Genomic DNA, 24706 nt, shown 5'->3' on the forward strand with positions numbered 1-24706 from the left:
TCAGAGGCGTTCGATGATGGTGGCGTTGGCCAGGCCACCCGCTTCGCACATGGTCATCAGACCGTAGCGGCCGTTGGTCTGTTCGAGGTGGTTGACCATGGTGGCCAGGATGCGGGTGCCAGAGGCGCCGAGGGGGTGTCCGAGGGCGATGGCGCCGCCGCGGGGATTGAGTTTGGCGGGGTCGGCGTTGAGGTCGTGCTGCCAGACAAGTGGGACGGGGGCGAAGGCCTCGTTCACTTCGTAGGTGTCGATATCGTCGATGGTGAGACCGACGCGGTCGAGGGCCTTGCGGGTCGCGGGGATGACGGCGGTGAGCATGAGCAGCGGGTCGTCGCCGGTGACCGCGAAGGAGTGGAAGCGGGCGCGCGGCCGCAGGCCCAGTGCGTTGGCCCTTTCTTCGCTCATGATCAGGGCGGCCGAGGCGCCGTCGGTGAGTGGTGAGGAGTTGCCCGGGGTAATCGACCATTCGATTTCCGGGAAGCGCGCCTTGAATTCGTCGTCGGCGAAGGCGGGGCGCAGTCCGGCCAGGCCTTCGGCGGTGGTGGTCGGGCGGATGGTCTCATCGGCGGTAAGGGCGCCCGCGGGGACGAGTTCGTTGTCGAAGCCACCGGCCGCGGCGGTTTCGGCGGCGAGGCGATGCGAGCGGGCTGCGAATGCGTCGAGGGTCTCCCGGTCCAGCTTCCAGCGCTGGGTGATGATCTCCGCCGAAATACCCTGTCCGATAAGGCCTTCCGGGAAGCGGTGGGCCAGCGGGCCGCGGTTGGCGTCCTTGCCCTGGGCGTTGGAGAACATCGGCACCCGGCTCATCGATTCCACGCCACAGGCGATCGCGATGTCATAGGCCCCCGCGATCACGCCCTGCGCCGCGAAATGCGCGGCCTGCTGGCTGGATCCGCACTGCCGGTCGACGGTGGTCGCGGGCACCGACTCCGGAAAACCGGCCGCCAGCACCGCGGTGCGCGAGATATTGAACGCCTGCTCGCCACTCTGCGTGACGCAACCGCCGATCACATCGTCGACGAGCGCCGGATCGATGCCATTGCGTTCGATCAGCGTCTCCAGCACCCCGGCCAGCAGCGTCGCCGGATGCACATCCGAGAGTCCACCACCGGGTTTCCCCTTCCCCGAGGGTGTGCGGACAACGTCGACGATGACTGCGGATGTCATGACGGCTCCTTGTGTCTGCGATCGTCTGCGTGAACGACGATTAACTTATGACACTGTACGCCGAGCCGCCACCCCCCCGCGACCCCGGGCTCGCGCGCATGCCGACAGCGCGCCGCACAACGGTCAGCGGAAGCGCTTCGGACGCTTGTCCATCAAGCGCAGGATGAGCGGAGTGAAGATGAGTTGCATGGCCAGATCCATTTTCCCGCCGGGGACGACTATGCAATTGGGGCGGGACATGAACGAGTCGTGCAGCATCGATAGCAGGTAGGGGAAGTCGATGACCTTGGGGTCGGCGAAGCGGATGACGACGAAGCTCTCGTCGGCGGTGGGGATGGTGCGAGCGATGAAGGGGTTGGAGGTGTCCACGGTGGGCACGCGCTGAAAGTTGACGTAGGTGTGGGAGAACTGGGGGCAGATGTATTTCACGTAGTCGGGCATGCGGCGCAGGATCGTATCGATCACGGCCTCACTGGAATAGCCGCGTTCGGTTTTATCGCGGATCACCTTCTGGATCCATTCGAGGTTGACGATCGGCACCACCCCGACCAGCAGATCCGCGTATTGCGCGACATTCACCGAGTCGGTGATCGCGGCGCCGTGCAGACCCTCGTAGAACAGCAGATCACTGCCGGGCGTCAGATCTTCCCACGGTGTGAAGGTGCCAGCGGGTTGTCCGTAGGGCTTGGCCTCGAACTCGTCATGGAGGTATTTGCGCACCGAGCCGACGCCGGTCTCACCGTAATCGCGAAACAGGGTCTCCAACTCTTTGAGCAGATTCGCTTCCTCACCGAAGTGCGAGAAGGTGAGATTGCGGTTCTGCTCCGCCTCGGCCATCGCGAGTTTCATCTCGTTGCGGTCATAGCGGTGGAACGAATCGCCTTCCACGATTACCGCACTGATGCCTTCGCGGCGGAATATCTCCTGGAAGGTCCGCGTGACACTGGTCGTTCCCGCACCGGATGATCCGGTGATGGCGACGACGGGATGCTTGACCGACATGGCACCTCCTCGATTGCCGGACAACGGTTTCAGCGACCGGCCGGACGGAACAGTGACCGGGAACCGAACAATGAGCTGTCGAAACTCGGCCCTTCCTCGGGCTGGCTGTGATAGCGCTCGATCCGCTCGACCTCATTGCGCGAACCGAAGATCAGCGGCACCTGGTGGTGCACATGCTCCGGCGGCACCTCCAGCACCCGATCGCCGCCGGTGGTCGCCCATCCCCCGGCCTGTTCGACGATGAAGGCGATCGGATTCGCGCCGTACAGCAACGAGACCCGCCCCGGCCGCCGAGTGTCGTGCGGGTACAGATAGACCCCGCCGCGAGTCAGAATGTGGAAAGTGTCCGCGACCAGCGAAGCCACCCAGCGCATATTGAAATCCCGCCCGCGCGGCCCGTCCACACCGTCGAGGCATTCGTGCACATACCGGCGCACCGGCCGCTCCCAGAACCGCTCATTGGCCGCGTTGATCGCGAAACCCGAAGTGTCCTCGGGGATTCGCATCCGCGGATGGGTCAGCACGAACGCCCCGATCTCCCGATCGAGGGTGAACCCGTCGACGCCGCTGCCGGTCGTGAGCACCAGCATCGTCGCCGGTCCGTACAGGGTGAATCCGGCGCACACCTGACGCACCCCCGGCTGCAGGAAGTCATCGGCGCTCGGCGGGCCGCCATCCGGTGCCCGCAGCACGCTGAAAATCGTTCCGACAGGCAGATTTACATCGATATTGGAGGATCCGTCCAACGGATCGAAGGCCAGCAGGTATTTGCCCCGCCGGTGCACATCGGGCACCGGATGGACATCGGTCATCTGCTCGGACAACAGCGCCGACAGATGCCCCGTCCATTGGGTCTCGGCCACCATGATGTCATTGGCGATTGCGTCGAGCTTGCGGTGCACTGTCGGCGGCATGTTGTCCGGTTCCGAGGCGCCCAGCGAGCCGACGATGGCACCCCTGGTCACCTGGTTGGCGATGATCTTCGTCGCGGTCGCGACGACATTCACCAGAGCGGAGAATTCACCGGACGATCCGGGATGCCGGTGTTCTTCCTCGATCGTGTAACGGGTGAGGGTCTTCAGTCCTTCTGGCATATGTTCTCGATCTCGTCACGCGGGGGCCCTGGCCGTCGGCCCATCCGGCTGCTGTTCTGCCCGGAACACACTGCTGCCGTAGACATCCCGGTCGCTCAGCGTGATCAGGTCGGTCTTGGTGAGCGGTCGCCGCAGCTCGACCAGCCGCTTGGCCTGCCGCAACCGGCAGCGGTCCAAGGCATTGCGCACGCTGCGGGCATTGGAGAATCGGGGCCTGGTCATCCGCAGCGCGAGATATTCACCGAAGGCGGCGGATCCGGCCTCGTCGAACCGGAAGTTGTCGCGCGCCACCATGAGTTCGGCGATTCGCACCAGCTCCTCATGGGTGTAGTCGCTGAATTCCAGATGATGGGCGACCCGCGAGGACAGCCCGGGATTGGCGGAGAAGAATTTCTCCATCCGATCCGGATAGCCCGCGAAGATCACCACCAGGCTGGTGCGCTCGCTTTCCATTTCCTGCAGCAGGATTTCGATGACTTCCTGCCCGTAATCGCGTTCGTTCTCCGGACGGAACAGGTAGTAGGCCTCGTCGATGAACAGCACTCCCCCGGCCGCCTTGGCAAGGGCCTCCTTGGTTTTGGGTGCGGTGTGTCCGATGAACTGGCCGACCAGATCGTCGCGAGTCACCGTGTGCACCTTGGGTTTGCGGATGTAGCCGAGCGCGTGCAGCATTTCGGCCATCCGCAGCGCGACGGTGGTCTTGCCGGTGCCGGGACCGCCGGTGAAGCTCATGTGCATGGTGGGCCGGGAGGCCTGCAGACCGAACCGGTGCCGGGCCCGGTCGATGAGCAGTAGCGCCGCGATCTCGCGCACCCGGCGCTTCACATTCGCCAGCCCCACGAGTTCGGCATCGAGTCTGGTCAATACGTCCTCGACGTCGTTGCCCGCGATATCGGTGGACAGATCCAGCACCGCGTCCTCGGCCAGCACCTCGTCCGGCGGTGCGTCCGCGGGCACGGCGCGCACCGGCCTGGCATCGTCCACGCCGGGCCGGTGCAATCGGAAACCGCTTGCCGCGCTCGACCTTTCAGCCGCCATACCGGGTACCCGGCCGTTCGTCGGTGGCATAGGCGCGCAGTCCGTAGCTCTGGCGCCGATCCGCGCCTTCGGTGCGGGTCAGCAGGAATCCGGGTTCGTCGGCGGGACGCTGCACCAGGAAGCTCAATGCGGTGGTCTGCCTGCCGTAGCGGGCGTCGTAGGCGAGGACCCGAATGTAGTGCCGTGGAAAGGTATTGCGGCACGCGTCGATCTCGGCGAGCACGCCGTCGGGCTCGTCGAGATCGAACAGCGGCAGCCCCCACATTTCCCAGTAGGCGTTGCGGGGGTGCGGGTCATCGGTGTACTCGATGGACACCGGCCAGTTGTTGAGCAGTGCATAGCGCACCTGGGCCGCGATCTCGGCGTCGGTGAGTTCGGGCAGATACGAGAAGGTTCCGTGACGCAGATACATGGGCAGGTCCTGTCGTTCAGCGGCTGGCCGTCGGCACGGCATCCGGTGCGTCGGTGGAGGTGTAGTCGAAGGTGACATCGCCCCAGGTCGAGAGGGCGACATCGAGCGGGCGGCAGATCTCGGCGGCCTTGCGCAGCACGTCCGGACCTTCCTTCAGCAGATCCCGGCCCTCGTTGCGGGCCTTGACGACCGCCTCCAGCGCCACCCGATTCGCCTCCGCACCCGCGGCGATACCCAGGGGATGTCCGATGGTGCCGCCGCCGAACTGCAACACCACGTCATCGCCGAAAAGGTCGAGCAGCTGGTGCATCTGGCCCGCGTGGATACCGCCGGAGGCGACCGGCATGACCCCGCCCAGACTCGCCCAATCCTGGTCGAAGAAGATGCCGTTGCCCGGGTTGGTGGGAATGTGGTTCTCCCGCAACGTGTCGTAGAAGCCCCTGGTGGTCGCCGGATCGCCCTCGAGCTTGCCGACCACCGTGCCCGCGTGCACATGATCGACGCCGATCAACCTGCACCACTTGGCCAGCACCCGGAAGCTCACGCCGTGGGTCTTCTGCCGGGTGTAGGTGGAGTGCCCGGCCCGATGCAGGTGCAGCAGTACACCGTTGCGCCGCGCCCAGTGCGACATCGACTGCATCGCGGTGAATCCCACGGTGAGGTCCATCATGATCACCACGCTGCCCAGTTCCTTGGCGAACTCGGCGCGCTCGTACATATCCTCCATCGTCGCCGCGGTGACGTTGAGGTAGTGGCCTTTGATCTCACCGGTTTCGGCCACGGCGCGGTTGACGCCCTCCATCGCGAACAGGTAGCGGTCGCGCCAGCGCATGAACGGCTGGGAGTTGATGTTCTCGTCGTCCTTGGTGAAATCCAGTCCGCCCTTGCACGCCTCGTAGATCACCCGACCGTAATTGCGCGCGGACAGGCCGAGTTTCGGCTTCACCGTCGCGCCGAGCAGCGGCCTGCCGTATTTGTTCAGGTACTCGCGTTCCATGACGGTGCCGTGCGGGGGACCCTGGAAGGTCTTGACGTAGGCCACCGGAATCCGCATGTCCTCCAGGCGCAATGCCAGCAGTGGCTTGAATCCGAAGACATTGCCGATGATCGAGGAGGTGAGGTTGGTTATCGACCCCTCCTCGAACAGGTCGAGATCGTAAGCGATGTAGGCGAAGTACTCCCCCGGGCGGCCGGGCACCTCGTCGATGCGGTAGCACTTGGCTTGGTAGCGGTCGTGTGCGGTCAGACGGTCGGTCCACACGACAGTCCAAGTGGCCGTTGAGGATTCACCCGCGACGGCGGCCGCCGCCTCGATCGGATCCACACCCTGCTGCGGGGTGACGCGGAAGACGGCGAGGACGTCGGTATCTTTGGGGACGTAGTCGGGCGCGTAGTAGCCCATCGAAGCGTAGGAGTGGACACCCGGATCCCAGCGGTTCGGTTCGGTTTCCTCGGTCATCATTCCTCCGCTCCGGGTGAACGCCTGATGAGTTCAAGGATGACGGGGGCGTTAACGACAAACAATTTGATTGTTTCTCGGAATACTCAACGGATTCATAGAGTTTGATACCGTCGAATTGTGGGTATGGTGAGTGCGGCTCGGATGGAAACATTCCTGGCCGTGGCCCGGCAGGGCAGCATCCGCCGCGCCGCCACCCAACTGCACATCACCGAGGCAGCGGTATCCGCGGCCGTCGCCCACATCGAAAAGCAGCTCGGCGCGAAGCTCATCGCGAAATCCGGGCGCGGCATCGCGCTCACCGAGGCCGGACGCATCTACTCCGAATACTGCCGCACCATCCTCGGCCTCATGAAGGAGGCCAACGCGGCCGTCCGTCGCGCCGAGACCGGCAAACTGCGGATCGGTGTCGTCGCCACCGCGGGTGAGTACGTGCTGTTGCAGCTGCTCGCGTCGTTCCGCCGGCGCTATCCGGATATCGAACTCAGCCTATCCGTGCACCCCCGCGACGTGCTGTTCCTCGAATTGCACCACCACGAAACGGATCTCGTCATCGCGGGCCGCCCGCCCCGCGACACCGGACTCGTCATCCGCGCCCGCCGCCCCAGCCAGCTCGTCCTCGTCGGCGCACCCGGCTGCCCGGACCCGCTGCACAGCACCTGGTTGCTACGCGGCCGCGGCTCCGGCACCCGCGACGCCACCCTCAGCCTCATCGACCGCCTCGAAATCGCACCGCCCACCCTCACCCTCGGCAGCCACGGCGCGGTTCTCGCCGCCGCCCGCGAGGGCCTCGGCGTCACCCTCATCCACAGCGACGCCCTGGCTCAGGACCTGGAATCCGGTCTGCTGCAAATACTCCCGGTCGACGGCACCCCCATGGACCGCCCCTGGCACGCCATCACCACCCGCACCCCGACCCCAACCACCCGCCTGTTCCTCGCCCACATCCTCGACCCCACCGAAGTCGGCCCGCACGCCTTCCACACCGGTTGATCGCGCGGATGCTGGACGTGGACGACGTGCGGTGGAGCTGGGACGGTTCGGCAAGCTGAATGTCCGCCGTCCAAGACAACCGACGGAGGATGTGGCGGTAAAGGACTCCTGTGGAGTGATCTGCCTCACCCTACTGTCACAACGATCGATCGCGCGGTGTCTGGTGGCCGAACCCCTTTTGAATCTGAGGAGATGCCATGGCTGGGAAAACCGATGTGGTCGTAATCGGAGGCGGATACGCCGGTGTGATGGCGGCCAACCGACTCACGCAGCGTGATGACGTGGCAGTGACTCTGATCAACCCGCGCCCGAGCTTCGTCGAACGGATCCGCCTGCATCAGCTGGTGGCCGGGACCCATGCCGCGGTCGTCGACTATCGAGATGTGCTGGGCGAGCGTGGTCGGCTGGTGGTCGACACCGTGACCCGGATCGACGCTGCCATCCGCAGCGTGGAGTTGGCGGGCGGTGGCACGGTCGGCTACGACTACCTGGTCTACGCGGTGGGCAGTGGCAGCGCCGACGCGCGGGTGCGAGGAGCGGCCGAGTTCGCCTATCCGCTCGCCACTTTGGAGGAGGCGCAGCGGCTGCGACGGGTCATCGACGCCGCGCCGGCCACGGCCGCTGTGACGGTGGTCGGCGCCGGTCCGACCGGCATCGAGACCGCTGCCGAGCTGGCCGAGCAGGGCCGCCGGGTCAACCTGGTGTGCGGTGCGGTGCTCGGCCCGTACCTGCACCCTCGGGGCCGGCGCTCGGTGGCCAAGCGGCTGGCAGAACTCGGTGTGACTGTGCTCGAAGGCCCCGACGCGACAGTGACGGCGGTGACACGCGATATCGTGCGGCTCGCCGGCGGTCACACGCTGTCGAGCGCGGTGACGATTTGGACGGCGGGGTTCGGCGTGCCGGACCTGGCCACCGGTAGCGGGCTGAGCACCGACGCCATCGGCCGTCTGCGCACCGACGAAACGCTGACGAGTGTGGACGATACGCACATCGTCGCGGCCGGGGATTCGGCGGCACCATCGGATCTGCCGTTCCGGATGAGCTGTCAGTCCGCCACGAGAATCGGCGCTCATGCCGCCGACACGGTGCTGGCCCGGATCGCGGGCGAGCAACCGGCGCCCATCAACCTGGGTTTCTTCGGCCAGTGCATCAGTCTGGGACGTCGCGCCGGCATCTTCCAGTTCGCCGACAAGGATGACACCGCGAACAGGTACTACGTGAGCGGCCGCCCTGGCGCAAAGCTCAAGGAGTTCGTGTGCAAGCACACCGTCAAGCATCTGGCGGACGAGGCACACAAGCCCGGCTCGCTCACGTGGGTCACCGATGACAAGCGCCGGCAACTACTGGAAACCACCCGTGGCGAGACACTGCCCACCTGCTGAAGACAGCCTGACCACGCAACGGTCAAGGCCCGCTCGACTCCGGCGAGATCCTGTGTGGTTCTTACCAGAACGCCTTCGCCGCTGGTGACGTGAACCGTATCGGCACCGGTTGATCGCGGAGGGTCGGGCGGTGGAGTCCGGGGGGCACGACACCCGGACTCCACCCGACTGGCGATCAAATGATCGCGCAGGATATCGGCGGAATTCGCCATTGCGATGATTGTGGCCCAAATACGGCCCCAGCAGCATGTTTCGCTGTTACGAGCCGGTGAATATCGTGTTCCCTGACGGCCCGTTTCGACCTGGAGATTCTATCGGAGGGCACCGCCGCGCCTACCAGGGGACCGTGCCGAACGAGGGCGCACGGCTGTGCCAGACTGGCGCGCATGACTGGTGGGGAAGCGTTGATTTCGAATGTGTCCGATACCGCGCGGTGGGTGGCCGCCTACCGCGCCATCGAGACTGCCCGCACGGATGCGCTGTTCGATGATCCGCTCGCCGATCGGCTCGCCGGGGAACGCGGACACGCCATGGTCGCGGCCGCTCCGCGGATCATGCGCGGCGGCTGGCCGGTGGTCACCCGGACCAAGCTCATCGACGACCTGATCGCGACCGCCATCGGCGAGGGCTGCGACCGGGTGCTGAATCTCGCTGCCGGACTAGACACCCGCCCTTACCGCCTAGACCTACCCGCCGACTTCGTCTGGGTGGAGGCCGATCTGCCCGCGCTCACCGCGGAGAAGGAGGCCGCCCTCGCCGACCAGAAGCCGCATTGCACGCTGATCCGCCGCGGTGTCGACCTCGCCGATCCGGCCGCGCTGGCGAAGTTCCTGGATACGGCGCTCGGCCCGCTCGGCCCCGAAAACTCGCCCGCCGCAAAGGCTTTGGTCCTCACCGAGGGGCTGCTGATGTACCTCGAAGAGGAGACGGTGCGCGCCATCGCGGCCGCCCTGGACCGACCCGAAATCAGCTGGTGGGTCATGGATGTCACCGTGTCGATGAAGCGCATGCGTTCCGGTTCGATGTTCGACAACGCCCCGCTGCGGTTCGAACCCGCGAACGGCATCCGCTTCTATGAGGATCTGGGCTGGCAACCCGTCGAGGTCGAGCATCTCCTCGTCCATGCCCGCAAACTCAACCGCGCCCCCTGGTATCTGCGCCCGTTCACCTACCTCCCCCAGCCCAACCCGCGCAAGCCGGGCCGCAACCCCTGGTCCGGCGTCGTCCGGTTCCAGCGCACATAGCGCACCCGTCAGTACCCCGCGACGACACCTGAACATATCGCGACCCGACTGCGGCGCGTCAGCTCCCGTCCAGTCGCTCACGCTTCGGTGGGGTTTCAGAACTGGCTGTGCTGGGAGTCGAAGGTCAGGACGCGGCCGCCCAGCAGGATCTGCGAGCCCGCGGCCAGGGTCGTCGGATGGTTCGGCATCGCACGGATCCACTCCTGATGCCCGGGCATCCTGATGTACGTACCGTTCGCCGACCCCTGGTCGACCACGGTCACCTCCCATTCGACGAGCCGAATCTCCACATGCGCCCGCGACATTCCCCCCGACCGGTCCGGCAACCGAATCGGTCGCGCACCCCGCCTTACCGCGGCCGCATGCTCGGGTTCGCGCCCGAGGACGATGTCATTATCGAGCACGAACGACGTCCCGTCATCGAGCATCAACAACCCGAGCGGCGGCCGAACCCCCTCGGTCAACACGCAGGTCAACTGATCCATCCGAATCCCGCACACCGCACAGAACGACACCCGCGGATCATTCAGATGCTGCCGCGAACACATGAATCCCCGCACAACAATCCCACCCCCCTCGGGCAGCACCACCGGAACCACGCCGCCGGTCCGAACCGGCACCGGGATGGGCACATTCGGCACCAACGTATCCACATCGGTCTCCGGATCGCGCACGCCGTCCGACGACGACTCGTGCTCCGCCGATGCCCCGGCCCCCGCGTTGTCAACTTCCGGTAGCTGCGAACCACCTTCACCGCTCGACTTCCGCACAGCAGGTGCGCGATCCGACGCCGGCACCCCGAACCACAGCACCGCCCCGGCCCCCGGCACCGTCCCCTGACCGAGCCCGGCGATACCGCGCCCCGGTAGCGTGACCGCACTGTCCCCGTCCTCGTCCACGAACAACCCCACCCCGACATCGGGTGCCGGAATAACCACCCGATCCACCGTGAACCCGGCGTCCCTGCCGTGCAACACCTCCGAGCGATCCGAGCCCTCCAGCACCGCACTCACCCGACCGTGCAGGAACAATGCCACCCCGCCCGCGCTCGGTGTGATCACCCCGAACTCCACCTGATCCTCGTCGGCCAGATTCATCAACCACGTGGTGGCAAGGCGTGCAAACATGCGCCCGGTGCGTCGCTTCTCCTTGGCTCCCGCCTCCCGAACCAGCTCTAGCAGCGCCGTCATCGTCCGGCCCGCAGGCGATTCCGCAGTCGCGGCGACATCGGCGCGATGGGCGACCACCACGACAACGCCACCGGCGTTCGCGATCAGATGCGTACCACCCGCCAACACCTCGAGCTGCGGATCGGTCACAGGAATCGACCACCCCGGAACCGCCACCGGTGGAACACCACCCGCATCGGCCCGTTCACGATGAGCCAGAACACGATCCAGGTGACGATGAACTGGATGAGGAAAGCCGTCAGTGCGGGGTGCAGCGCACGCGGCAGCACGATCGTCGTGTAGTGCACGAGGACCCACATCAGCGCCGCCTCGTTGAGGATCGTCCAGAAGCCGAAGAGCGTCGGCCAGTCCTTCTCCCACCGGAACTGCTGCAGAAAATGGTAGAGCAACTCCCACAGCACGCCCATGAGTACAGTCGCGAGCAGCACCGACAACGTCACGCGATAGGCCTGCCCCACGGACAGCGAGCCGGTCGGCAAGACTGGCGTGATGATCAGCGCGACAAGGAATCCGAGGATGCCGAGCGCGAGGACACGGGTCTGAATCCGCCCGTTCAAGGTAAGCAACATCGGTTCAGATCTTCTTGTTCGTCGCCCACAACCACCATTGCCGCGTCGAGCGCAGCGGTCCCATGCGCTCGCAGAAACCCAGCGCCGCAAGGTCGTCCGCGATCTCCTGCGCCGCGATCTGCAAGCCGAGGAAGGTATCCACACCCGGAAACGGACCACCCAGCGTCGCGCTACCCGATGCATAGATGCGTCCGCTGCCACTTCGCGTGCCGATCAATTCGAAGGTGGTCGCCACATCCATCCGCCCCACCGGATTACGACCGGCCCCGGCATGATCGAGCAGATCCGCCAGCAACCGGTGCTCGCGCACGTCGGCCTCCAACCCGGTGCAGTCGATGATGTAGTCGGCCGAGGTGTCGAAGGGCTCGGTCAGCGGCGGAAACGGCAGCGGCGCGGTCGGATCCGGCACGATTGTCGTGATCACCCCGCCCCGCCCCGGCGTGGGCCGCAGATCGCGCGCCGTACCCGCCATCACCTGATACCAGCCTTCCTTGCGACCACGCCGCAACTGCTCCTGCCAATAGTCGCGGATAGGCGTGCTCGTACCGCCCATCTCCTGGTACGCCCGCGCCCGCTGTTCCCCTTGCAGCGTGCGCATTTTCGCCTTGAGCTGCCCGCCCCACACCGACTTCGGATAGTTGAATCCCTGATAGGACCAGCCGTCACCGGACTTGCGCCGGTTGAACGGATTCGACCCTTGCGCCTTGCCCACATAGTGACGGAACAGATGCAGGATCTGCGTATTCAGCCGAAGGTTGTCGCGGTCGTCGATAATCCGCTGCAACACCCGACTGGCCACGATGCCGCTGCCGCGGATCATCACCGTCCCCGGCCTGCGCTGCAACGCCTGATAGACGTGCTCATGCGGTTCATAGGCATTCACCACCCGGGTCGGATCGCGATACTTCTCCCGATACTCCTGCAGATCGGGCAGCAACTTCAGCCCCGGATATCCCACGCCCACATGGACATACGTACTGCGAAACGCGATCCGCTTGGTCGGCGTCGCGCCGGCGGGCGGGGTCAGAATCGTGAAATATCCTCCGCCGTAGCGTTTGCGCACCATGCGTACATGCCCTTTGCGCAACGACCCGGCATACCCGATCCGATGGAACTCGCGCTCCATCGAAACGAACGCCTGCCCGGCCCTTGGCGTGTAGTAATTGGCGAAGATCGGCTCGGTGAACACATTCCACAGCGGCCGAATCGTCTTCTCCGCCAATGCCTCACGCACCGCATAGGACGGAAACCCCCAGATATTGTCCGGCATCGACGCCGAGTCACTGCGCAACCGCTCCCCGCGCGGAATCTGCGACACCCGCGTCAGATACTCATACGACGACCACGGCACCTCCTGGGGCCCGAGCACCGCCATCGATGCCGCCGGCACACCGTAGATCCGCAGGGTGTCATAGGTGACGAAGGATCCGATCCCGCTGCCGATCGTCACGAACCCAACGTCCACCACCGGAATCCCCGCCCGGCCCACCATCTCATCGGTCCACACGTCGGTTTCGACGAGTTCCCGGGTGATATCTCCCCGCATTTTCCGGATGCTACCGGCCCGAACTTGGCAAAGGCTTGCGATCGGCTTGTCCGACTCGCGCCGCCGATCTGGGGCAACCTGCCACGCCGCACCCCCTCGCCGACGTACCATCCCTGCGTGGCCGACGCGATTCGTTCCACCCCGCTGCGGGTTCTGGTCTATAGCAACGACGCCGATACCCGGCGTCAAGTGATGCTGGCGCTGGGCAGACAGCCGCACCCCGAACTGCCGGCCTTCGAATACCTCGAGGTGGCGACCGCACCCGTGGTCATCGAGCAGATGGACGCGGGCGGTATCGACCTGGCCATCCTGGACGGCGAATCCGCCCCGGCAGGTGGGCTCGGCATCGCCAAACAGCTCAAGGACGAGATCGACCAGTGCCCGCCGGTTCTGGTGCTCACCGGCCGCCCCGACGATGCCTGGCTCGCGAACTGGTCGCGCGCCGAGGCCGCGGTGGCGCATCCGATCGATCCGATCCGGCTCACCGAGGCCGTCGTCGCGGTGCTGCGCAACCGCACCGCGGCCTGACCGAATTTCGCCGATAACCCCTAGTCGCCGCGCCGTGCCCGCGTCTTTCGGACGCGGGCACTCGAATGTCACGTGACGGGGCAATCGCTCAGCGATCCGACGGGTCGGATTACCCCCGATTCAGTCATAAATAGCAGTCCCGTTTTCGATCAAAGACCCCAATCGAATAAACGGTCGACCCCGCGCGTCAGTTGTAGGCTGTGCCGTAGCTCACATGAGCGCGGGCCTCGATATGACGGACCCGCGCGGTGCGAGCAGGCCATGAGGCGAGTCTGACCGAGGCGGACAACGACGTCAGCCCGCCTCGGAAGCTGCCGTCATGAACTCCGACGCCGACATCCCACACCCCGGCGCCGTCGGGACATGACGCCCAACCGCCAGCTACAGCTCGCAAGGAGGGGAAGTGCAGTCGTGAATATCGAGATGCCCACTCTGGTCCTCGGCGCGGTCGCCGCCGCGTTCGCGGTGTTCTCCATCATCCTCTCGGCCCTCGTCGGCCCGAAGCGCTACAACCGCGCCAAACAAGAGGCCTACGAGTGCGGCATCGAACCGACACCGCACGCCGTCGCGGGCGGGCCGGGAAACGTTACCGGACAACGGTTTCCGGTGAAGTACTACCTCACCGCCATGCTGTTCATCATCTTCGATATCGAGATCGTGTTCCTCTACCCGTGGGCTGTCCACTTCGATGCGCTCGGTCTCTTCGGTCTGGTCGCGATGGCGCTGTTCATCTTCAACGTCTCCGTGGCCTACGCCTACGAATGGCGCCGCGGCGGTCTCAGCTGGGACTGATCGCCCATACGCATTGGCCCACAAGGTATTTCGCCTCGGGGGCGGTACGCACAGTGGAAGTGGAGAGTTAGTCGAACATGGGTCTCGAGGAAAAACTGCCCAGCGGCTTCCTGCTGAGCACGGTAGAAGATTTCGCCGGATACCTGCGCAAGGGCTCGCTGTGGCCCGCCACCTTCGGTCTGGCCTGCTGCGCCATCGAGATGATGGCCACCGGCGCTGGACGTTTCGATATCGCCCGATTCGGCATGGAGGCGTTCCGGGCCTCGCCGCGGCAGGCCGATCTGATGATCGTCGCGGGCCGGGTCAGCCAGAAGATGGCACCGGTACTGCGTCAGGTCTACGACCAGATGACCGAACCGAAATGGGTGCTGGCCATGGGCGTCTGCGCGTCCTCGGGCGGCATGTTCAACAACTACGCCATCGTGCAGGGCGTGGACCATGTGGTGCCGGTCGACATCTACCTGCCCGGCTGCCCGCCGCGGCCGGAGATGCTGTTGAACGCGATCCTGACACTGCACGCCAAGATTCAGCAGATGCCGCTCGGGGTCAATCGCGAGGAGGCCATCCGCGCCGCCGAGCAGGCCGCGCTGGCCTCCACGCCGACCATCCGAATGGAGGGCCTGCTGCGATGACCTTCGATTCCCCCGACAATACCGAGACCGGGACGCCGCAGGAGTTCGTCGACGCCGCGGCCACCGCCGGTCCGGAAGGCACTCCGCCGGAGCCACAATCGCCATCGGCCGAGGTGATCGGTGTGCGACGCGGGATGTTCGGTGTCAGCGGCACGGGCGACACCTCCGGGTACGGACGCCTGGTCCGCCCGGTGACGCTGCCCGGCAGCACCCCCGCGCCCTACGGCGGCTACTTCGACGAGATCGTCGTCGAATTGCATGCCGCGCTCGGCGCGGTCGGTACCCGCTGGGACAGCGCCATCGAGAAGGTGATCGTCTTCCGCGGCGAACTCACCCTGCACGTGCGGCGTGCGCACCTCGTGACGGTCGCAAAGGCGTTGCGTGACTATGCCGCATTGCGTTTCGAGCTGTGCCTGGGCGTGAACGGCGTGCACTATCCCGAGGACGAGGGCCGCGAATTGCACGCGGTGTACCACCTCATGTCCATCACCCATAACCGGCGCCTGCGCGTGGAGGTCTCCGCGCCGGACGCCGACCCGCATATCCCGTCGCTGTTCAGCGTGTACCCGACCACCGACTGGCATGAGCGGGAAACCTACGACTTCTTCGGCATCCTCTTCGACGGCCACCCCTCGCTGACCCGCATCGCGATGCCCGACGACTGGCGTGGCCACCCCCAGCGCAAGGACTACCCGCTCGGCGGGATCCCGGTCGAGTACAAGGGCGCGCGCATTCCGCCGCCCGACGAGCGGAGGGCGTACAAGTAATGAACGACATCGACACCCGGCCCGGCGTCAACAACGACACCGGGCCCCAGCCCGACGACAAATCACAGCCTGCCGGCACGCCGCGGACGGAGCCAACCGTGGTCACGGTGGCGGGCCAGGACTGGGACGCGGTCACCGAAACGCTGGACGGCGCGGGCGAAGAACGCATCGTCGTCAATATGGGTCCGCAGCATCCCTCCACGCACGGCGTGCTCCGGCTCATCCTGGAGATCGAGGGCGAGACGGTCACCGAGGCCCGCTGCGGCATCGGCTACCTGCACACCGGCATCGAGAAGAATCTCGAATTCCGCAACTGGGCGCAGGGCACCACGTTCGTGACCCGGATGGATTACCTCTCGCCGTTCTTCAACGAGACGGCCTACTGTCTCGGCGTCGAGCGGTTGCTCGATATCGAGGATCAGATTCCCGAGCGCGCCACCATCGTGCGCGTCATGCTCATGGAGCTCAACCGGATCTCCTCACATCTGGTGGCGCTGGCGACCGGCGGCATGGAACTGGGCGCACTCACTCCGATGCTGTTCGGCTTCCGGGAACGCGAACTGATCCTGGACGTCTTCGAGACCATCACCGGCCTGCGCATGAACCACGCCTACATCCGGCCCGGCGGCCTCGCCCAGGACCTGCCCGATGACGGGGTCGCCAAAGTCCGTGAGCTGCTTGCCCTTTTGCCCAAGCGGCTGCGCGATATGGACCATCTGCTCACCCAGAACCCGATCTGGAAGGCGCGCACCCAGAACATCGGCTATCTGGACCTCACCGGCTGCATGGCCCTCGGCATCACCGGCCCGGTGCTGCGCTGCACCGGCCTGCCGCACGACCTGCGCAAGGCCGCACCGTACTGCGGTTACGAGAATTATGAATTCGACGTCCCCACCACCACCGGCTGTGACTGCTACGGCCGCTACTGGATTCGGGTTGCGGAGATGAAGGAGTCGCTCAAGATCGTCGAGCAGTGCCTGGACAAGCTGCGGCCAGGACCGGTGATGGTGGACGACAAGAAGATCGCCTGGCCCGCCGATCTGCAACTGGGCCCGGACGGACTCGGCAACTCCCCCAAGCACATCGGCCGCATCATGGGCACGTCCATGGAGGGGCTCATCCACCACTTCAAACTCGTCACCGAGGGCATGCGGGTCCCGGCGGGGCAGGTGTATGTGGCGGTCGAATCGCCGCGCGGCGAACTCGGTGTGCATATGGTCAGCGACGGCGGCACCCGCCCGTATCGGGTGCACTATCGCGACCCCTCGTTCACGAATCTGCAAGCGGTGGCGGCGATGTGCGAGGGCGGTATGGTCGCCGACGTCATCGCCTCCGTTGCCAGCATCGACCCTGTCATGGGCGGAGTGGACCGATGACCGAAATTCTGTTGAAGCTTTCCGCCCGGCCCCAGCCGTTCGCGCCCTTTGTGCGCCAGCGGCTGGAGGTCGATGCGAAGGAGATCATCGCCCGGTACCCGGAGCCGCGCTCGGCGCTGCTGCCACTGCTGCATCTGGTGCAGGCCGAGGAGGGTTGTGTCACCGGCACCGGCATCGAATTCTGTGCCGAGCAACTGGGATTGACCGGCGCGGAGGTCACCGCGGTGGCCACCTTCTACTCGATGTACCGGCGCACCCCCACCGGCGACTACCACGTCGGTGTCTGCACCAACACCCTCTGCGCGGTGATGGGCGGCGACGCCATCCTCGAAACGCTGCAGCGTCGCCTCGGTATCGGGCACGGCGAGACCACACCGGACGGGGCGATCACCCTCGAGCACATCGAGTGCAACGCCGCCTGCGATTTCGCGCCGGTGGTGATGGTCAACTGGGAGTTCTTCGACAACCAGACCCCGGAATCGGCTGCCGCACTGGTGGATTCGCTGCGCAGGGGCGAGCAGGTGACGCCGACGCGCGGTGCGCCGCTGTGCACGTTCAGGCAGACCGCGCGCATCCTGGCCGGATTCCCGGACGAACGTCCCGGTGTCCTGGACGGCGCGGCGGGCGAACCGACGCTGGCCGGGCTGCGCATCGCGCGGGAACAGAATATGCAAGCGCCGGAACCGAATTCGGAGGGCGTGTGATGACACTGACTCCCGTACTCACCCGGTACTGGGACGACCCGCGGTCGTGGACCATCGAGCACTACCGCGGCCACGACGGCTACCAGGCGCTGCGCAAAGCCTTGCGCATGCAACCCGATCAGGTCATCCAGACCATCAAGGACGCTGGCCTGCGCGGCCGCGGCGGCGCAGGGTTCCCGACCGGCATGAAATGGAGCTTCATCCCGCAGGGCACCGGGCCGGATGGCGTCACCAAGCCGCACTACCTAGTGGTCAACGCCGACGAGTCGGAACCCGGTACCTGCAAGGACATTCCGCTCATGCTCGCCACCCCGCACACGCTCATCGAGGGCGTCATCATCGCCTCCTACGCGATTCGGGCGGCGCACGCGTTCATCTATGTGCGCGGTGAGGTTGTTCCGGTGCTGCGGCGACTGCAGGCCGCGGTGGCCCAGGCGTATGCGGCCGGATTCCTCGGCAAGAACATTCTCGGCTCCGGCTACGACCTGGAACTGATCGTGCACGCCGGGGCAGGCGCGTATATCTGCGGTGAGGAAACCGCGCTGCTGGATTCGCTCGAGGGTCGGCGCGGCCAGCCGCGGCTGCGGCCGCCGTTTCCCGCCGTCGCAGGCTTGTACGCCTGCCCGACGGTGGTCAACAACGTCGAATCCATCGCCAGCGTGCCGCCGATCATCCTCAACGGCACCGCCTGGTTCCGGTCCATGGGCAGTGAGAAGTCCCCGGGCTTCACGCTCTACTCGCTGTCGGGCCATGTCGCCCGGCCCGGTCAATACGAGGCGCCACTGGGCATTACGCTGCGCGAACTGCTCGGCTATGCCGGTGGCGTGCGCGCCGGACATCAGGTGAAATTCTGGACGCCCGGTGGTTCGTCGACGCCGCTGTTCACCGACGAACACCTCGACGTGCCGCTGGACTACGAGGGTGTCGCCGCAGCCGGATCCATGTTGGGCACCAAGGCATTACAGATCTTCGACGACACCACCTGCGTGGTGCGCGCGGTGCTGCGCTGGACCGAGTTCTACGCCCACGAATCCTGCGGCAAATGCACGCCATGCCGAGAGGGCACCTACTGGCTGGTCCAATTACTGAAGCGCATCGAGGCGGGCCGAGGCACCGAATCGGACCTGGAGAAGCTTCTCGATATCAGCGACACGATCAACGGTAAGTCGTTCTGCGCACTCGGCGACGGCGCGGCCAGCCCGATCCTGTCCTCACTGAAGTACTTCCGCCAGGAATACCTCGACCATCTGCGGCTCGACGGCTGCCCGTTCGATCCCGCGCGATCCACCGCCTGGGCCGAAGGAGTGCAATGAGTACAGCATCGCGCAGCGATTCGATGGGGGGTGGTGGCCGGGTGACGGGTGGGCCCGCCACGGTTAATACCAACGCAAGCGGGCTGGTTCCGGCCGACCTGGTCACCGTCACCATCGACGACACCCAGGTCAGCGTGCCCGCGGGCACCCTGCTGATCCGGGCCGCCGAACTGATCGGTATCCAGATCCCGCGCTTCTGCGACCATCCGCTGCTGGATCCGGTCGGCGCGTGCCGTCAGTGCCTGGTCGAGGTGGAGGGCCAGCGCAAACCGGTCGCCTCCTGCACCATGGCCGTCGCCGACGGCATGATCGTGCGCACACAGCTGACTTCACCCGCTGCCGATAAGGCGCAGGAAGGGGTGATGGAACTGCTGCTGATCAACCATCCCCTCGACTGCCCCGTCTGCGATAAGGGCGGCGAATGTCCGCTGCAGAACCAGGCGATGTCCAGCGGTCGGCCCGAGACCCGATTCGACGGCGTGAAACGCACCTATCCCAAGCCGATTCCGCTCTCGACAGCGGTACTGCTGGACCGCGAACGCTGTGTGCTGTGCGCGCGCTGCACCCGCTTCTCACAGCAGGTCGCAGGGGATCCGTTCATCGAACTGATGGATCGCGGTGCGCTCGAGCAGGTCGGCACCGCGCAGGCCGAACCGTTCGACTCCTACTTCTCCGGCAATACCGTGCAGATCTGCCCGGTGGGCGCGCTCACCGGCACCAGCTACCGATTCCGGGCCCGCCCGTTCGACCTGGTCTCCAGCCCGAGCGTCTGCGAGCACTGCGCCTCCGGTTGTGCGCAGCGCACCGACCATCGGCGCGGAAAGATATTGCGCCGCTTGGCCGGTGACGATCCGCAGGTCAATGAGGAGTGGAACTGCGATAAGGGCCGGTGGGCATTCAACTACGCGACCGAACGCGACCGGCTCACCACACCGCTGGTGCGCGGCTGGGACGGCAACCTCGCCCCCGCATCCTGGTCCGAGGCGCTGGCCGCGGCCGCGGAGGGTCTGGCCTCGGCCTTCGGCAGCGCGGGTGTGCTGGTCGGCGGTCGTGTCACCGAGGAAGACGCCTACGCCTACGCAAAGTTCGCGCGAATCGCGTTGGGCACCAATGACATCGACTTCCGTGCCCGGGTGCACTCGGTCGAAGAGGCGGACTTCCTCGCCGCCCGCGTCGCGGGGCAGGGCGTCACCGTCGACTACGACGCGCTGGAGAACGCACCGGTGGTGCTGCTCGCCGGACTCGAACCCGAAGAGGAGTCGCCGATCATCTATCTGCGGCTGCGCAAGGCCGCACGCAAGCGCGGCATGCCGATCTTCTCGCTGGCCGCCTACTCCTCGCGCGGACTGGACCGGATGTCGGGCACCCTGTTGCAGGCCGTGCCCGGTGCCGAACCCCATCTGCTCGATGCCCTGCGCACCGGTGAGATCGCCGCGGACTCCGCTGCTCTGGCGACGGCCGCGCAGCTGCTGCGTCAGCCCGGTGCGGTGGTCCTGGTCGGCGAACGGATGGCCGGAATATCCGGTGCGTTGTCGGCCGCGGTCCGGCTCGCCGACGAGACCGGTGCCGCACTGGCCTGGGTGCCGCGGCGCGCCGGTGAGCGCGGTGCGGTCGAGGCGGGGGCGCTGCCGGGCCTGCTGCCCGGTGGCCGACCCCTGGTGGATCCCCGTGCGCGCCAAGAGGTTCGGGCGGTCTGGAACGTCCCGGACCTGCCGGTCACCGTCGGGCGCGATACCGCGGCCATCCTCGAGGCCGCACCCAGCTTGGGCGCGCTGGTCATCGGCGGGGTCGATATCGCCGATCTGCCGGATCCGCAGGCCGCACTCGACGCCATCGATGCCGCGCGTTTCGTGGTCAGCCTGGAGCTGCGGCACAGCGCGGTCACCGATCGCGCCGATGTCGTCTTCCCGGTGGCCTCGGCAATGCAGAAGTCCGGCACCTTCCGCACCTGGGAGGGCCGGCCGCGCCCATTCGATGCCGCACTGGGTGACTCGATGGTGCGCCGCGAACCCGCACCGCTGTCGGATCAGCGCGTGCTGCAGGCAATCGCCGGCGAGATGAAGGTGGCGCTCGGACTCCCCGACACCGCGGCCGCGCGCGCCGAACTCGCCGAACTCGGCGCCTGGGACGGCCCCCCGGTCGCCGCGCCCGCGCATCGGCCGCATCCGGTCACCCAGCCGAATCCGGGCGCCGCGATCCTGTCCGGCTGGCGGATGCTGCTGGACCAGGGGCGTATGCAGGACGGCGAGCCGAATCTGGCGGGTGTCGCGCGACCGCCGGTGGTGCGCCTGTCCCCCGCCACCGCGGCCGAAATCGGTGCGGCCGACGACGATGCGATCGTCGTCGCCACCGACCGCGGCACCGTCACGCTGCCGCTGCTGATCACCGATCTGCCCGATCGGGTGGTGTGGCTGCCGTTGAACTCGCCGGGCTGCTCGGTCAACGAACAGCTCGTCACCCAGCCGGGCGGTGTGGTGCATCTGCATCGCGCCGACGAGAGGATGAAGGAACACCGCCATGAGTGATCTCTCTCTTTTCGGCCACGACCCGCTGTGGCTCGTCATCGGGAAATCCCTGGCGATCTTCGCCTTCCTACTGCTCACGCCGATGATGGCGGTGTATCTGGAACGCAAGATCGTGGCGTGGATGCAGATGCGCGTCGGCCCGAACCGCGTCGGTCCCAAGGGCACGCTGCAGAGCATCGCAGACGGCGTGAAGATGGCGCTGAAGGAAGACATCGTCCCGGCCATCGTCGATAAGCCCATTTTCATTCTCGCGCCGGTCATTTCGGTGGTGCCCGCATTCATGGCGTTCGCGGTCATCCCGTTCGGGCCGCAGGTGTCGATCCTGGGGCATCAGACCGCCTTGCAACTCACCGATCTGCCGGTGGCGGTGCTCTATATCCTCGCCATCACCTCGATCGGCGTGTACGGCATCGTGCTGGCGGGCTGGTCGTCCGGTTCTACGTATCCGCTACTGGGCGGGCTGCGTTCGACCGCGCAGGTGATCTCCTACGAGATCGCGATGGCGCTGTGCTTCGCCACGGTCTTCCTGCTCGGCGGCACCATGGCCACCTCCGGCATCGTGCGGGCGCAGGAGGGCACCTGGTATGTGTTCCTGCTGCTGCCGTCGTTCCTGATCTACTGCGTCTCAATGGTCGGTGAGACCAACCGCGCGCCATTCGACCTGCCCGAGGCCGAGGGCGAGCTGGTCGGCGGCTTCCACACCGAGTACTCCTCACTCAAATTCGCCATGTTCATGATGGCCGAATACATCAACATGGCAACGGTTTCCGCGCTGGCGACCACGCTGTTCCTCGGCGGCTGGCATGCGCCGTTCCCGATCAACCTGTGGGACGGCGCGAATTCCGGGTGGTGGCCGGTGCTGTGGTTCACGGCCAAGATGTGGACGTTCCTGTTCGTATTCATCTGGTTGCGCGGCACCCTGCCCCGCCTGCGCTACGACCAGTTCATGAATCTCGGCTGGAAGCTGCTGATTCCGACCTCGCTGCTGTGGGTGATGCTGGTCGCCACGGCCCGAGTGCTGCAGAACGAGGGCTATAACATTCAGACGCCGTTCCTGGTGATCGGCGGGCTGGTCATCTCCGGACTGATGGTCCTGATGTTCCTGCGGGCCGGACGCAGGCAGGTCGCGCCGCCGACGGTCGAGCAGCCGAGCGAGCCGGGTGCGGTCTTCCTCGGCTTCCCGACGCCACCGCTGCCGGATCCATCGACGCGGCGTCCGGAGCCTCAGCCGGGACTGCTGGAACCGTTGACGGGCTTCGCGGTCACCTTCCTGACCATGTTCAAGAAGCCCAATACCGAGTCCTATCCGGAGCAGAAGGTGCCGACCGCGCCGCGCTATCACGGCCGTCACCAGCTCAACCGGCACCCGGACGGTCTGGAGAAGTGCATCGGCTGCGAGCTGTGTGCGTGGGCCTGCCCCGCGGACGCGATCTACGTCGAGGGCGCGGATAACACCGAGACCGAACGCTTTTCGCCCGGCGAACGCTACGGGCAGGTCTACCAGATCAACTATCTGCGCTGCATCGGCTGCGGATTGTGCATCGAGGCGTGTCCGACCAGGGCGCTGACCATGACCAACGACTACGAGATGGCCGATGACAACCGCGCCGACCTGATCTACGAGAAGGATCGGCTGCTCGCCCCGCTGCAGCCCGGTATGACCGCGCCGCCGCATGCGATGTATCCCGGTGCCACCGAGGGTGATTACTACCGCGGCAACGTCCCGGGCGGTGAAAGCGGTTCGGAGACATCGCATTCCGAGACCGGCAGGGCGCCCGCCGCGGCGGGCGCGGAAGGAGGCGCGCGGTGACCGAATTGATCCTGGCCGCCGAGCCATTGACCCACACCTCCACCGGTGAGGCCGTCCAATTCTGGATCCTCGGCCCGCTCGCGGTGATCGGGGCGCTCGGCATGGTGTTCGCGGGCAAGGCCGTGCATTCGGCGATCTGCCTGGCCGCCACCATGATCGCGCTCGCCACCTTCTATATGGCCCAGGACGCGCTGTTCCTCGGTGTCGTGCAGATCGTCGTCTACACCGGCGCGGTCATGATGCTGTTCCTGTTCGTGCTCATGCTGGTCGGCGTCGACTCCCCGGAATCGCTCGGGGAAACGCTGCGCGGGCAGCGGCTCGCCGCGGGCACGGTCGGCCTCGGGTTCGGGCTGCTGCTGATCAGCGGTATCGCCAACGGCATCCGCAACTCCGGAATCACCTATCCGGCAAAGGGATTCGCGTATCAGCAGGTGATCGGCCAGCTCGCCGAGCTGATCTTCGTCCGATATGTGTGGGCCTTCGAACTCACCGGCGCGCTGCTCATCACCGCGACCATCGGCGCGATGATCCTGGCGCACCGGGAGAACTTCGGACAGCGACTGGATCAGCGCGAGCTCTCTCGCCGGCGGTTCCGCAGCGCCTATGACCCGGACCGTCCCTCCGATCGGGCCACGCCACTGCCGACGCCCGGTGTGTACGCCAGGCACAACGCGGTCGATATCCCGGCCCGACTGCCGGACGGTTCATTCGAAGAACTGTCGGTCAGCACCATCCTGCGACACCGCCGCACCAGGGCGCTCACGGAGGCGGCGGTGATCTCGGTCGGCGCGCCCCCGACCCGCGCGCCAGCGGCCCAGGAGCCCGAAACCCCCACCCGCGAGGCAGACGAGGAAGGCAAGCGGTGAATCCTGAGAACTACCTGTTCCTGTCCGCCCTGCTGTTCACCATCGGCGCGGCCGGTGTGCTGCTGCGGCGCAACGCCATCGTGGTGTTCATGTGCATCGAGCTGATGCTCAACGCGGTGAACCTCGCATTCGTCACCTTCGCCCGGCTGCATTCGAATCTGGACGGTCAGGTGTTCGCGTTCTTCACCATGGTGGTGGCCGCGGCCGAAGTCGTTGTCGGCCTGGCCATCATCATGACCATCTTCCGCACCCGCCGTTCGACCTCGGTCGACGACGCCAACCTGCTGAAGTTCTGAC

Annotated in this window: 23 protein-coding genes; 14 read left to right on the top strand and 9 right to left on the bottom strand. The window is 66.1% G+C overall.

The features are described from left to right. The 6 genes from ACHQ4I_RS26540 to ACHQ4I_RS26565 all read right to left on the bottom strand — a co-directional run bounded on the left by ACHQ4I_RS26540 (window position 1) and on the right by ACHQ4I_RS26565 (window position 6172). A complete protein-coding gene (locus tag ACHQ4I_RS26540) occupies window positions 1-1167 on the bottom strand; it encodes a thiolase family protein (RefSeq protein ID WP_420774564.1) in 1167 nt (388 codons plus the stop codon). Window positions 1168-1290: 123 nt separating this feature from the next. After that, window positions 1291-2169 (bottom strand): phosphoribulokinase, encoded by an 879-nt coding sequence (locus tag ACHQ4I_RS26545; RefSeq protein WP_420774565.1) that lies wholly within the window; start codon window positions 2167-2169, stop codon window positions 1291-1293. A gap of 29 nt (window positions 2170-2198) precedes the next feature. Beyond that, window positions 2199-3263 carry a class 1 fructose-bisphosphatase gene (locus tag ACHQ4I_RS26550; protein WP_420774566.1) on the bottom strand — a complete coding sequence of 355 codons (1065 nt, stop codon included), beginning with the start codon at window positions 3261-3263 and terminating at the stop codon, window positions 2199-2201. Window positions 3264-3278: 15 nt separating this feature from the next. Beyond that, a complete protein-coding gene (locus tag ACHQ4I_RS26555; protein ID WP_420774567.1) occupies window positions 3279-4247 on the bottom strand; it encodes an AAA family ATPase in 969 nt (322 codons plus the stop codon). Window positions 4248-4290: 43 nt separating this feature from the next. After that, window positions 4291-4713: a ribulose bisphosphate carboxylase small subunit gene (locus tag ACHQ4I_RS26560; RefSeq protein WP_420774568.1), complete on the bottom strand. Its 423-nt coding sequence runs from the start codon at window positions 4711-4713 to the stop codon at window positions 4291-4293. 16 nt (window positions 4714-4729) lie between these two features. Continuing rightward, entirely contained in the window at window positions 4730-6172 is a 1443-nt protein-coding gene (locus tag ACHQ4I_RS26565; RefSeq protein ID WP_420774569.1) for a form I ribulose bisphosphate carboxylase large subunit, read from the bottom strand. Between the two features lie 144 nt (window positions 6173-6316). On the opposite strand from ACHQ4I_RS26565, the gene ACHQ4I_RS26570 reads away from it, so the two are divergent. The 3 genes from ACHQ4I_RS26570 (at window position 6317) to ACHQ4I_RS26580 (ending at window position 9791) form a co-directional block, all read left to right on the top strand. Beyond that, window positions 6317-7165: a LysR family transcriptional regulator gene (locus tag ACHQ4I_RS26570; RefSeq protein ID WP_420774570.1), complete on the top strand. Its 849-nt coding sequence runs from the start codon at window positions 6317-6319 to the stop codon at window positions 7163-7165. Window positions 7166-7362: 197 nt separating this feature from the next. Further along, the gene (locus ACHQ4I_RS26575; RefSeq protein ID WP_420774571.1) at window positions 7363-8547 is read left to right on the top strand and encodes an NAD(P)/FAD-dependent oxidoreductase; all 1185 of its coding nucleotides are present in this window, start codon (window positions 7363-7365) and stop codon (window positions 8545-8547) included. A 386-nt stretch (window positions 8548-8933) separates the two neighbouring features. Further along, window positions 8934-9791: a class I SAM-dependent methyltransferase gene (locus ACHQ4I_RS26580; RefSeq protein ID WP_420774572.1), complete on the top strand. Its 858-nt coding sequence runs from the start codon at window positions 8934-8936 to the stop codon at window positions 9789-9791. 95 nt (window positions 9792-9886) lie between these two features. Here ACHQ4I_RS26580 and ACHQ4I_RS26585 read toward each other — a convergent pair whose 3' ends face one another. From ACHQ4I_RS26585 to ACHQ4I_RS26595, 3 genes are read right to left on the bottom strand one after another with little or no spacing between them, the layout of a single operon-like run. Next, window positions 9887-11110 carry an FHA domain-containing protein gene (locus tag ACHQ4I_RS26585; protein ID WP_420774573.1) on the bottom strand — a complete coding sequence of 408 codons (1224 nt, stop codon included), beginning with the start codon at window positions 11108-11110 and terminating at the stop codon, window positions 9887-9889. Next, window positions 11107-11550: a hypothetical protein gene (locus tag ACHQ4I_RS26590; RefSeq protein WP_420774574.1), complete on the bottom strand. Its 444-nt coding sequence runs from the start codon at window positions 11548-11550 to the stop codon at window positions 11107-11109. Before ACHQ4I_RS26590 ends, ACHQ4I_RS26585 begins: the two co-directional genes overlap by 4 nt. Window positions 11551-11554: 4 nt before the next feature. Continuing rightward, entirely contained in the window at window positions 11555-13096 is a 1542-nt protein-coding gene (locus tag ACHQ4I_RS26595; RefSeq protein WP_420774575.1) for a hypothetical protein, read from the bottom strand. A 192-nt stretch (window positions 13097-13288) separates the two neighbouring features. On the opposite strand from ACHQ4I_RS26595, the gene ACHQ4I_RS26600 reads away from it, so the two are divergent. The 11 genes from ACHQ4I_RS26600 to nuoK all read left to right on the top strand — a co-directional run bounded on the left by ACHQ4I_RS26600 (window position 13289) and on the right by nuoK (window position 24705). After that, window positions 13289-13624, top strand: a complete 336-nt coding sequence (locus ACHQ4I_RS26600; RefSeq protein WP_420774952.1) for a DNA-binding transcriptional response regulator — start codon at window positions 13289-13291, stop codon at window positions 13622-13624. Between the two features lie 423 nt (window positions 13625-14047). Next, window positions 14048-14416, top strand: a complete 369-nt coding sequence (locus ACHQ4I_RS26605) for an NADH-quinone oxidoreductase subunit A (RefSeq protein WP_420774953.1) — start codon at window positions 14048-14050, stop codon at window positions 14414-14416. 77 nt (window positions 14417-14493) lie between these two features. Further along, window positions 14494-15048 (top strand): NuoB/complex I 20 kDa subunit family protein, encoded by a 555-nt coding sequence (locus ACHQ4I_RS26610; RefSeq protein ID WP_420774576.1) that lies wholly within the window; start codon window positions 14494-14496, stop codon window positions 15046-15048. Next, entirely contained in the window at window positions 15045-15815 is a 771-nt protein-coding gene (locus tag ACHQ4I_RS26615) for an NADH-quinone oxidoreductase subunit C (RefSeq protein WP_420774577.1), read from the top strand. Before ACHQ4I_RS26610 ends, ACHQ4I_RS26615 begins: the two co-directional genes overlap by 4 nt. Continuing rightward, window positions 15815-17191, top strand: coding sequence for an NADH-quinone oxidoreductase subunit D (locus tag ACHQ4I_RS26620; protein WP_420774578.1), 1377 nt, complete (start codon window positions 15815-15817; stop codon window positions 17189-17191). The genes ACHQ4I_RS26615 and ACHQ4I_RS26620 overlap by 1 nt, the downstream gene beginning before the upstream one ends. After that, on the top strand, window positions 17188-17895 hold the full coding sequence (gene nuoE, locus ACHQ4I_RS26625) for an NADH-quinone oxidoreductase subunit NuoE (protein ID WP_420774579.1): 708 nt from the start codon (window positions 17188-17190) through the stop codon (window positions 17893-17895). Before ACHQ4I_RS26620 ends, nuoE begins: the two co-directional genes overlap by 4 nt. Beyond that, window positions 17895-19208: an NADH-quinone oxidoreductase subunit NuoF gene (gene nuoF, locus ACHQ4I_RS26630; RefSeq protein WP_420774580.1), complete on the top strand. Its 1314-nt coding sequence runs from the start codon at window positions 17895-17897 to the stop codon at window positions 19206-19208. Before nuoE ends, nuoF begins: the two co-directional genes overlap by 1 nt. Next, window positions 19205-21733 carry an NADH-quinone oxidoreductase subunit G gene (locus tag ACHQ4I_RS26635; protein WP_420774581.1) on the top strand — a complete coding sequence of 843 codons (2529 nt, stop codon included), beginning with the start codon at window positions 19205-19207 and terminating at the stop codon, window positions 21731-21733. Before nuoF ends, ACHQ4I_RS26635 begins: the two co-directional genes overlap by 4 nt. After that, a complete protein-coding gene (nuoH, locus tag ACHQ4I_RS26640) occupies window positions 21726-23543 on the top strand; it encodes an NADH-quinone oxidoreductase subunit NuoH (protein WP_420774582.1) in 1818 nt (605 codons plus the stop codon). The genes ACHQ4I_RS26635 and nuoH overlap by 8 nt, the downstream gene beginning before the upstream one ends. Continuing rightward, entirely contained in the window at window positions 23540-24409 is an 870-nt protein-coding gene (locus ACHQ4I_RS26645; protein ID WP_420774583.1) for an NADH-quinone oxidoreductase subunit J, read from the top strand. The genes nuoH and ACHQ4I_RS26645 overlap by 4 nt, the downstream gene beginning before the upstream one ends. Next, complete coding sequence (gene nuoK, locus ACHQ4I_RS26650) at window positions 24406-24705, top strand: NADH-quinone oxidoreductase subunit NuoK (protein WP_062982135.1); 300 nt, start codon at window positions 24406-24408, stop codon at window positions 24703-24705. The genes ACHQ4I_RS26645 and nuoK overlap by 4 nt, the downstream gene beginning before the upstream one ends. Window position 24706: the final 1 nt, after the last annotated feature.

The sequence above is a fragment of the Nocardia nepalensis genome (assembly GCF_048910785.1).
Classification (GTDB): Bacteria; Actinomycetota; Actinomycetes; order Mycobacteriales; family Mycobacteriaceae; genus Nocardia; species Nocardia nepalensis.